We start from the raw sequence: 13,525 nt of genomic DNA on the forward strand, positions 1-13,525 counted from the left end.
CGCCATCCTCCGAAGGGGGGCGGCGGGTGACGGGCGGGAGCAGACGCGCACCGTGCTCGATCAGGCCGCACACGAGAATTTCCCGGTCGCACCGTTCTTCCTGCCCCGCGCCTGGCGGACCGATCTGATGGCCGTCTACGGCTTCGCCCGGCTCGTCGACGACATCGGCGACGGCGATCTCGCACCCGGCGGCGGCGATGCCGTACTCCTCGGGCTGGAGCGCGGACAGTACGACGACAGGCCTGCGCTGCTGGACGCCCTCGAAGCCGACCTCCACCGGGTCTTCAGCGACCGGGCGCCCGGCCCCCGGCATCCGCTGCTGCGCCGGCTCGGCCCGACCGTCCGCCGCTGCGCGCTGACCCCCGAGCCGTTCCTCAGGCTGATTGAGGCCAACCGGCAGGACCAGCGGGTGAGCCGCTACGGCACCTATGACGACCTCGCCGCCTACTGCGAGCTGTCCGCCAACCCCGTCGGCCGCCTCGTCCTCGGGATCACCGGCACCGCGAGCCCCGAACGCATCCGCCGCTCGGACGCGGTCTGCACCGCCCTGCAGATCGTCGAACACGTCCAGGACGTGGCCGAGGACCTCGGGAGGGACCGTATCTACCTCCCCGCCGAGGACATGAAACGCTTTGGTGTCACCGAGGCGGATCTGGCCGCGCCCAGCGGGGGCGCATCGGTGCGCGCGCTGATCGCCTACGAGGCGGAACGCGCCCGTGACCTGCTGAATGAAGGCACCTCGCTGGTGGGTAGCGTCCACGGCAGACTCAAGCTGCTGCTGGCCGGATTCGTGGCCGGTGGACGCGCTGCACTCCAGGCGGTCGCGGCCGCCGATCACGACGTACTCCCTGGACCGCCCAAGCCGACCAAGCTCAGCCTGCTGCGCGAGGTAAGGGCGACATTGCGAAGAGAGGGGTGAGTCGGACCGTGGAGGCATCTGCACACGCGTCCGCGCCGGTGCTCGCTGCGTACCGCTACTGCGAGGCCATCACCGGGCAGCAGGCACGCAACTTCGCCTACGGCATCCGGCTGCTGCCGGCCGACAAGCGGCAGGCCATGTCGGCGCTCTACGCCTTCTCCCGCCGGATCGACGACATCGGCGACGGCACCCTGGAGCCCGCCGCCAAGCAGGGGCGCCTGGAGGACACCCGGGCGCTGCTGGCGCGTATCAAGGACGGCCGGATCGACGAGGACGACACCGACCCGGTGGCCGTCGCGCTGTCCGACGCCGCCCGCCGCTTCCCGCTGCCGCTGGAGGGGCTCGACGAGCTGATCGACGGCGTGCTGATGGACGTGCGCGGCGCGACCTATGAGACCTGGGACGAGCTGAAGGTCTACTGCCGCTGCGTCGCCGGCGCCATCGGCCGGCTCTCGCTGGGCGTGTTCGGCACGGTCCCGGGCGCGCAGGACGCCGAGCGCGCCGCCGAGTACGCCGACACCCTCGGCCTGGCCCTCCAACTGACCAACATTCTCAGGGATGTTCGCGAGGACGCCGGCAACGGACGTACCTACCTGCCCGCCGAGGACCTCGCCAAGTTCGGCTGCGCGGCCGGCTTCGAGCGTTCCGTCCCGCCGCCCGGCTCCGACTTCACCGGACTGGTGCACTTCGAGGTGAAGCGGGCCCGTGCGCTGTTCGCCGACGGCTTCCGGCTGCTGCCGATGCTCGACCGGCGCAGCGGCGCCTGTGTGGCCGCGATGGCCGGCATCTACCACCGTCTGCTGACGCGGATCGCCGCCGACCCCGAGGCCGTGCTGCGCGGCCGGGTCTCCCTGCCCGGCCGGGAGAAGGCCTTTGTCGCGGTGCGCGGGCTCTCCGGGCTCGACGCGCGGGCGATCGGCCGGCGGCAGGCCGTCCGGAGGCGCGGATGAGGTGCCGGGCGGCGAACGACAGCGGTGATCCCGCGTCAGCGCGGCGGGCAACCCTCCCCGGGCCGGCTGCGTCCGAGACAGCAGTACAGGGGGAGATCACATGACATCGGGAGCGACCCGAACCGACCGGCACCGTGCGCTGCCCGGCCGTCCCGAAGGGGCGGCTGCGGTGGTCGTCGGGGGCGGTCTGGCCGGCACGACAGCGGCGCTCGCCCTGGCCGACGCCGGACTGCGGGTCACCCTGATCGAGGGCCGGCCCCGCCTCGGCGGCCTGGTCTTCTCCTTCCGCCGCGACTCCACCGCCGGGGAACTGTCCGTCGACAACGGCCAGCATGTCTATCTGCGCTGCTGCACCGCCTACAGCAGGCTGCTGGAGCGGATGGACGCCGCACATCTGGTGCCCCTCCAGGAGCGGATGGACGTCCCGGTCCTGGACGCCGACCGGATGCGGCTCGGCCGACTGCGCCGCACCGCGCTGCCCGTCCCGCTGCACCTCGCCCGGAGCCTCGCCGGCTACCCGCATCTGTCCCCCGCCGAGCGGGCCGGGGTCGTGCGGGCCACCCTCGCGCTCAAGGGCCTCGACCCGGCCGACCCCGCGCTGGACGGTCTGGACTTCGGCAGCTGGCTGCGCCGGTACGGCCAGTCGGCCCGGGCGGTCGAGGCGCTGTGGGACCTGGTCGGCATCGCCACCCTCAACGCCCGGGCCGGTGACGCCTCGCTGGGCCTGGCCGCCAAGGTCTTCAAGACCGGGCTGCTGTCCGCCCCCGGCGCCGCCGACATCGGCTGGTCCCGCGTCCCGCTCGGCGACGTCCACGACACCCTCGCCCGTACGGCCCTGGAGAAGGCCGGCGTCCGTATCGCCCTGCGCACCCGCGCCGGAGCCGTCACGCGCCGGGACGGCGGCTGGCAGGTGTCGGTGGAGAACGGCCCGCACGGCACCGAGCAGCTCACCGCGGACACCGTCGTCCTCGCCGTACCCCAGCGCGAGGCCCACGGCCTGCTGCCCGACGGGGCGCTGGACGGCAAGGACCGGCTGCTGGACATCGGCACCGCCCCGATCCTCAACCTCCATGTCGTCTACGACCGCAAGGTGCTGCGCCGCCCCTTCTTCGCGGCGGTCGGCTCGCCGGTCCAGTGGGTCTTCGACCGCACCGACGCCTCGGGACTGACGCGGATCGCCGGGAACGAGCGCTGCCAGTATCTGGCGGTCTCGCAGTCCGCCGCGCAGGAGGAGATCGACCAGCCGGTCGCCAAGCTCCGCGCCCGCTATCTGCCCGAGCTGGAGCGGCTGTTGCCCGCCGCCCGGGGCGCCAGGATCCGCGACTTCTTCGTCACCCGCGAGCGCACCGCGACCTTCGCGCCCGCCCCGGGCGTCGGCAGGCTCCGCCCCGCCGCCCGCACTCAAGCCTCCGGCCTGTTCCTGGCCGGTGCGTGGACCGCCACCGGGTGGCCCGCGACCATGGAAAGCGCTGTTCGCAGCGGCACTGCCGCCGCTCGCGAGGCACTCAACGAACTCGGCTTCCCCCAGGGCCAGTTGCCTCAGGAGGCGGCATGACTACGAGTACGAGCGCTCGCACGAGCACGAGCGTCGGAAACAGAGGAGAAACCGTGAACCCGGCTTCCCCAGCTATCGATACCGAGAGCGTCACCGCTCTGCTGGAGCGCGGGCGGACACTCGCCACCCCCGTGCTGCGCGCGGCCGTGGACCGGCTCGCTCCTCCCATGGACACCGTCGCCGCCTACCACTTCGGCTGGATCGACGCCGAGGGCCACCCCACCGCGGGTGACAGCGGCAAGGCGGTGCGGCCGGCGCTCGCGCTGCTGTCGGCCGAGGCCGCCGGTGCGGCCCCCGAGGTCGGTATCCCCGGGGCGGTCGCCGTCGAGCTGGTGCACAACTTCTCGCTGCTGCACGACGACCTCATGGACGGCGACGAGCAGCGCCGGCACCGCGACACGGTCTGGAAGGTGCACGGCCCCGCGCAGGCCATCCTCGTCGGTGACGCGCTGTTCGCGCTCGCCAACGAAATACTGCTGGAGCTCGGCACGGTCGACGCCGGCCGCGCCACCCGCCGGCTCACCCTGGCCACCCGTAAGCTGATCGACGGTCAGGCCCAGGACATCTCCTACGAGCACCGCGAGCGGGTCACCGTCGAGGAGTGCCTGGAGATGGAGGGCAACAAGACCGGCGCGCTGCTGGCCTGTGCCGTCTCCATCGGCGCGGTCCTGGGCGGCGCCGACGACCACACCGCCGACACCCTGGAGAAGTACGGCTACCACCTCGGCCTCGCCTTCCAGGCCGTCGACGACCTGCTCGGTATCTGGGGCGACCCGGACGCCACCGGCAAGAAGACCTGGAGCGACCTGCGGCAGCGCAAGAAGTCGCTGCCGGTCGTCGCCGCGCTGGCGGCCGGTGGCCCGGCCTCCGAGCGTCTCGCCCAGATCCTGGCGGCCGACGCGAAGAAGAGCGAGACCGAGATTGCCGACTTCACCGAGGAAGAGTTCGCCTCCCGCGCGGCCCTCATCGAGGAGGCCGGTGGCCGCGAGTGGACCTCCCAGGAGGCCCGCCGCCAGCACGCCACCGCCATCGCCGCACTGGACGAGATCGACATGCCGGAGCAGGTCCGCGCACAGCTCGTCGCGCTCGCGGACTTCGTCGTCGTACGACAGAGATGAGCAGTATCGACACCGAATAGTTCGCAGTCGCCGGCCGGCGCCAGCCGGGCGCCGGCCGACGGAATCCCTGAGCACGCTTTTCACAGTTCACTGCCGAAGGGGAAGCCATGACAGCGACGACCGACGGAAGCACCGGGGCACTGCCGCCCCGGGCCCCCTCGGCCAGCGATGCCACCGCTGAGAAGACCGCCACACAAGCGCCCACGCGCACCGCCGTACGGCAGGACACGGTGGACGCCGCCCGGCGCGCGACCGCACGCGCCACCGACTATCTGCTGTCCGTCCAGGACCCCGCCGGCTGGTGGAAGGGCGACCTCGAGACCAACGTCACGATGGACGCCGAAGACCTGCTGCTCCGTCAGTTCCTCGGAATCCAGGACCCGAAGCTCACCGAAGCCGCCGCCCGCCACATCCGCGGGCAACAGGGCGCGGACGGCACCTGGGCCACCTTCTACGGCGGGCCCGGTGAACTCTCCACCACCATCGAGGCCTATGTCGCCCTGCGGCTCGCCGGGGACGCCCCGGACGCACCGCACATGGCCCGGGCCGCCGCATGGGTGCGCGCGGAGGGCGGGATCGCCGCCGCCCGGGTCTTCACCCGCATCTGGCTGGCGCTCTTCGGCTGGTGGAAGTGGGACGACCTGCCCGAACTCCCGCCGGAGCTCCTCTACTTCCCCAAGTGGTTCCCGCTCAACATCTATGACTTCGGGTGCTGGGCGCGGCAGACCATCGTGCCGCTGACCATCGTCTCGGCCAAGCGCCCGGTCCGCCCGGCGCCGTTCGCCCTCGACGAGCTGCACACCGATCCGCGCCGCCCCAACCCGCCGCGGCCGCTCGCCCCCGCCACCAGCTGGGACGGGGTCTTCCAGCGCCTCGACAAAGCGCTGCACGTCTACCACAAAGTCGCCCTGCGCCCGCTGCGCGCCGCCGCGATGCGCTCCGCCGCCCGCTGGATCATCGAACGCCAGGAGAACGACGGCTGCTGGGGCGGCATCCAGCCCCCCGCCGTCTACTCCGTCATCGCCCTGCACCTCTGCGGCTACGACCTCGACCACCCCGTGCTGCGCGCCGGTCTGGACTCCCTCGACCGGTTCGCCGTCTGGCGCGAGGACGGCAGCCGGATGATCGAGGCCTGCCAGTCCCCGGTCTGGGACACCTGTCTGGCGACCATCGCGCTGGCCGACGCCGGAGTGCCCGCCGACCACCCGCAGCTGGTCAAGGCCGCCGAGTGGATGCTCGCCGAGCAGATCGACCGGCCCGGCGACTGGAGCGTCAAGCGGCCCCAACTCCCTTCCGGGGGCTGGGGTTTCGAGTTCGAGAACGACAACTACCCGGACATCGACGACACCGCGGAGGTGGTGCTCGCGCTGCGCCGGGTCCGGCACCCCGATCCGCGGCGGGTCGAGGCCGCGGTCCGGCGCGCGGTGCGCTGGAACCTCGGGATGCAGTCCAAGAACGGAGCCTGGGGCGCCTTCGACGTCGACAACACCAGCCCGTTTCCCAACCGGCTGCCGTTCTGTGACTTCGGGGAGGTCATCGACCCGCCGTCGGCCGATGTCACCGCCCATGTCGTCGAGATGCTCGCCGACGTCGGCCGTACCCACGACCCGCGCACCCGCCGCGGGCTCGCCTGGCTGCTGGCCGAGCAGGAGCCCGACGGCTCCTGGTTCGGCCGCTGGGGCACCAACTACCTCTACGGCACCGGATCGGTGCTCCCCGCGCTGGCCGCGGCCGGCGTCCCCGCCTCGCACCCCGCGGTCCGCCGGGCCGTGCGCTGGCTGGAGCGGGTGCAGAACGACGACGGCGGCTGGGGTGAGGACCAGCGGTCCTACCAGGACAAGGAGCGGTGGGCGGGGCGCGGAGCCTCGACCGCCTCGCAGACCGCCTGGGCGCTGATGGCGCTGCTCGCGGCCGGGGAGCGGGACAGTGAGACGGTACGGCGCGGGGTGCGCCGGCTGGCCGCGACCCAGCGCGAGGACGGATCCTGGGACGAGCCGTACTTCACCGGCACCGGCTTCCCCTGGGACTTCTCCATCAACTATCACCTGTACCGCCAGGTCTTCCCACTGACGGCCCTGGGCCGCTACCTCAACGGGGGACCGGCCGGCGCGCCGGTGGAGTCCTGATGACGGGCCGGCCCCCGATGGACGCGGAACCGCCGCTGCTGATCGCCTGTGCGCTCGGCATCGAGCGGTTCGCGCTGCGCCGCGGGGGCCGCGGGGGAGCGGCGGGGGAAGCCGGTCCGCGTGTGGTCACGCTCCGCACCGGTATGGGCCCCCAGGCGGCCGAACGTGCCCTCACCGAAGCGCTGCGTGCAGGGTCGGTCACCGAACGTTCCCCCGTCATTGCCAGCGGCTTCTGCGCCGGCCTCGCCCGCGGGATGCGCCCCGGGGACGTGGTCGTCGCCGAGGCCACCCGCGGCCACCACGCCGCCGCACCGGAGACGCCCTGCCATGACAACGGCCCGCTGGTCCGGGCCCTGCGGGAGCGCGGTCTGACGGTGCACAGCGGGCTGCTGTGCGGCTCCGACCACGTCGTACGCGGTGCGGAGCGGGCCGAGCTGCACGCCGCCGGTGCGGTCGCGGTGGACATGGAGTCCGCCGCGACCCTCGGTGCCGCCCGGGCCGCCGGGCGCCGTCCGGTTGCGGCCGTCCGGGTGGTCGTGGACGCTCCAGAACATGAACTCGTACGAATCGGCACCGTGCGCGGTGGAATATCGGCCTTCCGAGTGCTGCGCTCCGTACTCCCCGTTTTCCACGAATGGCACCGTTCTTTGCTGCTCCCCTGGAGGTGAGCCAGATGGCCATGCCGCTCCGTCAGTCCATCCGGGTCGGTACCTATCTCTTTGAACAGAAGGTGATCCGGCGGCGGGAGAAATTCCCGCTCATTGTCGAGCTGGAACCGCTCTTCGCCTGCAATCTCAAATGCGAGGGCTGCGGGAAGATCCAGCATCCGGCGGGTGTGCTCAAGCAGCGGATGCCGGTGGCGCAGGCGGTCGGGGCGGTGCTGGAGTCGGGCGCTCCGATGGTCTCCATCGCCGGTGGCGAGCCCTTGATGCACCCGCAGATCGACGAGATCGTCAAGCAGTTGGTGGCGAAGCGGAAATATGTGTTCCTGTGCACCAACGCGATGCTGTTGCGCAAGAAGCTGGAGAAGTTCACCCCCTCGCCGTATTTCGCGTTCGCGGTGCACATCGACGGCATGCGGGAACGCCACGATGAATCCGTCGCCAAGGAAGGTGTTTTCGACGAGGCGGTGGCGGCGATCAAGGAAGCCAAGCGGCGCGGCTTCCGGGTCACCACCAACTCCACCTTCTTCAACACCGACACCCCGCAGACCATCATCGAGGTCCTCAACTTCCTCAATGACGACCTCCAGGTCGACGAAATGATGCTGTCGCCCGCCTACGCCTACGAGAAGGCCCCCGACCAGGAGCACTTCCTCGGCGTGGAACAGACCCGGGAGCTGTTCAAGAAGGCCTTCGCCGGCGGCAACCGGCGCCGCTGGCGGCTCAACCACAGTCCGCTCTTCCTGGACTTCCTGGAGGGCAAGGCGGACTTCCCGTGCACGGCCTGGGCGATCCCCAACTACTCGCTGTTCGGCTGGCAGCGCCCCTGCTACCTGATGAGTGACGGCTACGTCCCGACGTACCGGGAGCTCATCGACGAGACCGACTGGGACAAGTACGGCCGCGGCAAGGACCCGCGCTGCGCCAACTGCATGGCGCACTGCGGCTACGAGCCGACCGCCGTCCTCGCCACCATGGGCTCGCTGAAGGAGTCCCTCCGGGCGGCCAGGGACGCCGTCGCGGGAAACCGCAGTTGACCCGTCGAGTGAGGGGAGCCCATCGCCACGGCTCCCCGGTGTACCGGTCCGGTCCGGCTCATCCGCCGTACGACGGGTGAGCCGGACCGGGCCGGTCCCGTAAGGAGAAGCAGCCGTGACCGGATTCGACCTGACCAAGCTGCTCGCCGAGCGCGGCGACGAGCGCTACGACCTGCACACCCGCCATCTCAACCACCAACTGCCGCGGATGCTGCACACCATCGGCTTCGACAAGGTCTACGAACGGGCCGAGGGCGCCTACTTCTGGGACGCCGACGGCCAGGACTACCTGGACATGCTCGCGGGCTTCGGGGTGATGGGCCTCGGCCGGCACCACCCCGTCGTCCGGCAGGCGCTGCACGACGTCCTGGACGCCCAGCTGGCCGATCTCACCCGTTTCGACTGCCAGCCGCTGCCCGGCCTGCTCGCCGAGAAGCTGCTGACCCACGCACCCCATCTCGACCGGGTCTTCTTCGGCAACAGCGGCACCGAGGCCGTCGAGACCGCGCTGAAGTTCGCCCGCTACGCCACCGGCCGTCCCCGCGTCCTCTACTGCACCCATGCCTTCCACGGCCTGACCACCGGCTCGCTCTCCGTCAACGGGGAGGACGGCTTCCGGGACGGCTTCGCCCCGCTGCTGCCGGACACCGCCGTCGCGATGGGTGATCTGGCCGCGCTGGAACGGGAGTTGAAGCGCGGCGACGTGGCGGCATTCGTGATCGAGCCCATCCAGGGCAAGGGCGTCCACCCGACCCCGCCGGGTTTCCTGCGCGCCGCCCAGGAACTGCTGCACCGGCACAAGGCCCTGCTGATCGCCGACGAGGTGCAGACCGGCCTGGGCCGCACCGGGGACTTCTTCGCCTACCAGCACGAGGACGGTGTCGAGCCGGATCTGGTGTGTGTGGCCAAGGCGCTGTCCGGCGGCTATGTGCCGATCGGGGCGACGCTCGGCAAGGACTGGATCTTCAAGAAGGTCTACTCGTCCATGGACCGGGTGCTGGTGCACTCCGCCAGCTTCGGATCCAACGCCCAGGCGATGGCGGCCGGTCTGGCGGTGCTCGCGGTGCTGGAGGACGAGCAGCTGGTGGCCGGCGCCCGGCGCACCGGCGAACTGCTGCGCTCCCGGCTGGCGGAGCTGATCCCCCGCTACGAGCTGCTGCACGAGGTGCGGGGCCGCGGCCTGATGATCGGTATCGAGTTCGGCCGTCCCAAGTCCCTCGGTCTGCGCAGCCGCTGGACGATGCTCCAGACGGCCCGCAAGGGGCTGTTCGCGCAGATGGTCGTGGTGCCGCTGCTCCAGCGGCACCGCATCCTGACCCAGGTCTCCGGTGACCACTTGGAGGTCATTAAGCTGCTTCCGCCGCTGGTCATCGGCGAGCGGGAAGTGGACCGCTTCGTCGAGGCGTTCACGGCCGTCATGGACGACGCCCATGGGGGCGGCGGCCTGATGTGGGACTTCGGGCGGACGCTGGTCAAACAGGCGGTCGCCAACCGCTGACCACGCCGATGGGGGATCGCACATGGTGGCCGAGGCGACGGCGCGGGCCGTCAACGACATGACGGCGCGCTGGGCGCGCGCGGCAGTGGGGGAGCGGGACACCGTGCTGACCGCGGCGGGCGTCTGGCCGCTGCTGGCACTGCTCGCCGGACCGGCCACCGGCCCCGCCCGCAAGGAGCTGGCCGAAGCCCTCGGCACCGATGCGGAGCACGCCGTACGCGAAGGCCGGGAACTGCTCGCCGCGCTGACGGCGGCGGACGGCGTCGATGCCGCGGTCGGCCTGTGGGCCCGTCGCACGCTGACCCTGCACCCCGAGTGGCTAAGCAGCCTGCCGCCCACCGCGCACGGGGAGCTCACCGCGGACCCCGACGCGGACCAGAGCGCGCTGGACGGGTGGGCGCGGCAGCACACCGACGGACTGATCGAGCGAATGCCGGCCCGGCTCACCCGGGACACCCTGTTCCTGCTGGCCAGTGCGCTGCTGGTGCGCACGACCTGGACGGAGCCGTTCGACGAGTTCCCCGCCCGGCCGTCCGAAGGGCCGTGGGCGGGGCGGGAGTTGACGGTGCTGAGCCGTTCCGGGCGGGACGTGGAGCAGGTGCGGGTGCACGACACCCCGGCCGGTCCGCTGACCGCGGTGCGGGTCGCGGGTGACAACGGACTCGATGTCCATCTGCTGCTCGGCGGGACGGATGTGCCGGGCGGCGAGGTGCTGCACCACGGTGTCGTGGCGCTGGGCGGCGGCTGTCCGACGGTGTCCGGTACGGCGCTGACCGACGGCGCCGGTCCGGGTCTGCGGGTGACGACCGTGCCGAGCTACGACACGGCCCCGAGCCTGCACCTCACCACCACCGGCTTCACCGTCGGCGCCGAGCACGATCTGCTGGAGCGGGCGGACCTCTTCGGGCTCGCCACCGCCGCCGACACCTCCCGTGGGCACTTCCCCGGTATCAGCGAACAGCCGCTCGCGGTGTCGGCCGCCCGGCAGTCGGCGACCGCGACCTTCGGCCCGCTGGGTTTCCGGGCGGCCGCGGTCACGGTCATGCCGGCCGCCGCGGGCTCCGTGCCACCGCCGCCGCCGTACCGGGCCCAGCGGATCTCGGCCCGGTACGACCGGCCCTTCGGCTTCCTCGCGGTGCACCGGGCCTCGGGGCTGGTGCTGGCCGCGGGGTGGGTGGCCACGCCGTGAGCGGGCGCCGCCCCGTCAGTCCGTCAGCAGTTGGGCACGCAGCCGCTCGCGGACGGCGGGCGTCAGCTTCAGACCGTCGGTGAGGTACTTCTCCGTCGAGCCCCAGGTCCGGTGGATCGCGTCATAGGCGGCCGTGAGGTAGTCGGTGTGCGCACCGAACAGCGGCGAGAGCAGCTCCATGACCTCCTGCGACATCCCGACCGCGGAGTTGTCCGAGCGGCGGATCTTGTAGCGGCGGTGGGGATCGTTGGACTTGAGGTAGTCCGCCTCGATCGCGTCCCGCTCGACTCCGACCGCGAGCAGGGTCACGGCGACGGACAGCCCCGCCCGGTCCTTGCCGGCCGCACAGTGCATCAGTGCCGGGACGCTGTCCTCGGCGAGCGCATGCAGCACCCTGCTGTGGTCTTCGGTGCGGGTGGTGATGATGTGGCGGTACGTCGCGGCCATACGGGCCGCGGCCTTGCCGTCGCCGAGTGCGGAGCGCAGCTGCTCCAGTTCACCGTCGCGCACCATCGCCCAGAATTCCGCACCGTCGGCCGGGTCGGTGAGCGGAATGTTCACATTGCGCACGCCGGGCAGCGCGACATCGGGGCCTTCCAGCTTGATGTCCGAGGAATTGCGGAAATCGAAGATGGTGTGCAGCCCGAGACCGGCCAGAAAAGCGGCGTCGGTCTCGGTCGCATGGGCGAGGTGGCCACTACGGAACAGCCTGCCCTCCCGTACGTGACGCCCGTCCACGGTCGGCAGACCGCCCACATCGCGGAAGTTGCGGACCTCCGTGAGCTCGGGCTGGGCCTGTGGGACCTGCGGCGTCTGCTGCGTCACGGGCGCGCTCCTCGGGTTCGGCCGCCGACGCTGCTCGTCGACGAGGCGGGGCACCTCCGACGATACGACATTGATGCAATAGGCAATCAGGTCATTGCGGTGACGTTCTGACGCGCCTTGGAGTGCCGGGGAAGCAAGGTGCGATCGATCATTATTCCGACTTGAGAAGAATTTGACCTGGTGGCATTAATCACCCCTCGTCAACCCCTGGTTACGGTGGCGTAAGTCACTTCTTGAGGTGAAGTATGTCCTGACGTGGCAGACGATTCGAAGTACTTCAGCAACGGCGCCCTTGGCGCCATCGGGTCGTACGCAGCCGTCGGGGACAGCTTCACAGAGGGGGTCGGGGATCCCGGCCCTGACGGGGCGTACATCGGTTGGGCGGACCGGCTCGCGGTCCTGCTCTCGGACCAACAGGCGGAGGGTGACTTCCGCTATGCGAATCTCGCGGTCAGGGGCCGGCTCCTGGACCAGATCGTGGAGGAGCAGGTGCCCCGGGCGAAAACCCTCGCCCCCGCGCTGGTGACGTTCTGCGCCGGCGGCAATGACATCCTGCGGCCGGGCTCGGACCCGGACGCGGTCGCCGAGCGCTATGAGGCGGCGGTCGCCGATCTGCGGGAGGCGGTCGGCACGGTTCTCCTCTGCACGGGCTTCGACACCCGCGGAGTCCCCGTCCTCAAGCATCTGCGCGGCAAGATCGCGACGTATACGGCGCATGTCCGGGCCATCGCGGACCGGCACGACTGCCCGGTCCTGGACCTGTGGTCGCTCAAGTCGGTGCAGGACCGGCGGGCGTGGAGCGATGACCGGCTGCATCTGTCCGCCGACGGGCACACCCGGGTGGCGCTGCGCGCGGCGCAGGTGCTCGGGCTGCGGGTGCCGGCCGATCCGGACCAGCCCTGGCCCCCGGAGGCGGAGCGCTCGGCCGCCGACGCGCGGCGGGATAACATCCACTGGGCGCGGGAGCATCTCGTGCCGTGGATCGGACGCCGGCTGCGCGGGGAGTCCTCCGGCGATCATGTCGAGCCCAAGCGGCCCGATCTGCTGCCGCTGTAGGCGGCCGCGGGCCGGGAAGGGCCCTGGCATGACTGAGGCCCCGATGCCGCGGATGCGGTGCGGGGCCTCAGTGGGCGAGGGAGGAGTACGGCAGGTCGGCCCAGACGACCCGGCCCTGACCGCTGTCGGTGGGCCGCGACCCCCAGCTCTCGGACAGCGCGCCGACGAGGAACAGTCCTCGTCCGCACTCCTGGTCCACGCTGCCGGGCTGGATGTGCGGCGCCGAGTCCTGCGGGCCGCCCTGGTCCGTGATCTCTATGCGTATGTGCGCACCGAAGAGCGCGAGCTCGCAGCCGACCTTCTCACTGTCGGTGTGCCGTACCGCGTTGGTGAACAGCTCGGAGACCACCAACTCCACGTCGTCGCGGACTTGTTGATCCGCGCCCCACTCGCACAGCAGCGCACTGACGCGTCTGCGCGCCTCGGGAACGGACGTGCGTCGCGCCGGCAAGTGGAACGCGTCCTGCGGGTACTGGGCGACAAAGCCGCCACAGCGCCCTAACGAGGGAGCGTTGTTGGAGGAAGCCACGCCGTAACTATGTGCGATGTCGGTCACCAATGGCAAGGATCAGTCTGTAATTTGCAGAATC

Annotated in this window: 12 protein-coding genes; 10 read left to right on the forward strand and 2 right to left on the reverse strand. The window is 71.3% G+C overall.

Annotation, left to right across the window (positions count from 1 at the left end):
• Window positions 1–52 precede the first annotated feature (52 nt).
• The 9 genes from hpnC (at window position 53) to ACZ4XD_RS20280 (ending at window position 11,054) form a co-directional block, all read left to right on the forward strand.
• A complete protein-coding gene (gene hpnC / locus ACZ4XD_RS20240) occupies window positions 53–919 on the forward strand; it encodes a squalene synthase HpnC (protein ID WP_468043927.1) in 867 nt (288 codons plus the stop codon).
• Window positions 916–1,869, forward strand: a complete 954-nt coding sequence (hpnD, locus tag ACZ4XD_RS20245) for a presqualene diphosphate synthase HpnD (protein WP_468043870.1) — start codon at window positions 916–918, stop codon at window positions 1,867–1,869. Before hpnC ends, hpnD begins: the two co-directional genes overlap by 4 nt.
• A gap of 100 nt (window positions 1,870–1,969) precedes the next feature.
• Window positions 1,970–3,424, forward strand: a complete 1,455-nt coding sequence (gene hpnE, locus ACZ4XD_RS20250) for a hydroxysqualene dehydroxylase HpnE (RefSeq protein WP_468043872.1) — start codon at window positions 1,970–1,972, stop codon at window positions 3,422–3,424.
• Entirely contained in the window at window positions 3,421–4,542 is a 1,122-nt protein-coding gene (locus ACZ4XD_RS20255; RefSeq protein WP_468043874.1) for a polyprenyl synthetase family protein, read from the forward strand. The genes hpnE and ACZ4XD_RS20255 overlap by 4 nt, the downstream gene beginning before the upstream one ends.
• A 107-nt stretch (window positions 4,543–4,649) precedes the next feature.
• Window positions 4,650–6,668 carry a squalene--hopene cyclase gene (gene shc, locus ACZ4XD_RS20260; protein WP_468043876.1) on the forward strand — a complete coding sequence of 673 codons (2,019 nt, stop codon included), beginning with the start codon at window positions 4,650–4,652 and terminating at the stop codon, window positions 6,666–6,668.
• On the forward strand, window positions 6,668–7,336 hold the full coding sequence (locus tag ACZ4XD_RS20265; protein ID WP_468043878.1) for a phosphorylase family protein: 669 nt from the start codon (window positions 6,668–6,670) through the stop codon (window positions 7,334–7,336). Before shc ends, ACZ4XD_RS20265 begins: the two co-directional genes overlap by 1 nt.
• A gap of 5 nt (window positions 7,337–7,341) precedes the next feature.
• On the forward strand, window positions 7,342–8,367 hold the full coding sequence (gene hpnH / locus ACZ4XD_RS20270) for an adenosyl-hopene transferase HpnH (protein ID WP_468043880.1): 1,026 nt from the start codon (window positions 7,342–7,344) through the stop codon (window positions 8,365–8,367).
• A gap of 115 nt (window positions 8,368–8,482) precedes the next feature.
• On the forward strand, window positions 8,483–9,865 hold the full coding sequence (locus ACZ4XD_RS20275) for an aspartate aminotransferase family protein (RefSeq protein ID WP_468043882.1): 1,383 nt from the start codon (window positions 8,483–8,485) through the stop codon (window positions 9,863–9,865).
• 22 nt (window positions 9,866–9,887) lie between these two features.
• Entirely contained in the window at window positions 9,888–11,054 is a 1,167-nt protein-coding gene (locus tag ACZ4XD_RS20280) for a serpin family protein (RefSeq protein ID WP_468043884.1), read from the forward strand.
• Between the two features lie 15 nt (window positions 11,055–11,069).
• On the opposite strand, the gene ACZ4XD_RS20285 is transcribed toward ACZ4XD_RS20280, so the two are convergent.
• Entirely contained in the window at window positions 11,070–11,879 is an 810-nt protein-coding gene (locus tag ACZ4XD_RS20285; protein ID WP_468043886.1) for a tyrosine-protein phosphatase, read from the reverse strand.
• A gap of 255 nt (window positions 11,880–12,134) precedes the next feature.
• Here ACZ4XD_RS20285 and ACZ4XD_RS20290 point away from each other — a divergent pair, with 255 nt between their 5' ends.
• Window positions 12,135–12,935: an SGNH/GDSL hydrolase family protein gene (locus tag ACZ4XD_RS20290; protein ID WP_042160982.1), complete on the forward strand. Its 801-nt coding sequence runs from the start codon at window positions 12,135–12,137 to the stop codon at window positions 12,933–12,935.
• A gap of 67 nt (window positions 12,936–13,002) precedes the next feature.
• Here ACZ4XD_RS20290 and ACZ4XD_RS20295 read toward each other — a convergent pair whose 3' ends face one another.
• Window positions 13,003–13,491 (reverse strand): ATP-binding protein, encoded by a 489-nt coding sequence (locus ACZ4XD_RS20295; RefSeq protein WP_468043929.1) that lies wholly within the window; start codon window positions 13,489–13,491, stop codon window positions 13,003–13,005.
• Window positions 13,492–13,525: the final 34 nt, after the last annotated feature.

It is taken from the genome of Streptomyces sp. NPDC029466 (assembly GCF_055574515.1).

Coding starts and splice junctions, on each gene's coding strand:
- hpnE (WP_468043872.1), top strand. CDS start 1,970: ATGACATCGGGAGCGACCCGAACCGACCGGCACCGTGCGCTGCCCGGC.
- ACZ4XD_RS20255 (WP_468043874.1), top strand. CDS start 3,421: ATGACTACGAGTACGAGCGCTCGCACGAGCACGAGCGTCGGAAACAGA.
- shc (WP_468043876.1), top strand. CDS start 4,650: ATGACAGCGACGACCGACGGAAGCACCGGGGCACTGCCGCCCCGGGCC.
- ACZ4XD_RS20265 (WP_468043878.1), top strand. CDS start 6,668: ATGACGGGCCGGCCCCCGATGGACGCGGAACCGCCGCTGCTGATCGCC.
- hpnH (WP_468043880.1), top strand. CDS start 7,342: ATGGCCATGCCGCTCCGTCAGTCCATCCGGGTCGGTACCTATCTCTTT.
- ACZ4XD_RS20280 (WP_468043884.1), top strand. CDS start 9,888: ATGGTGGCCGAGGCGACGGCGCGGGCCGTCAACGACATGACGGCGCGC.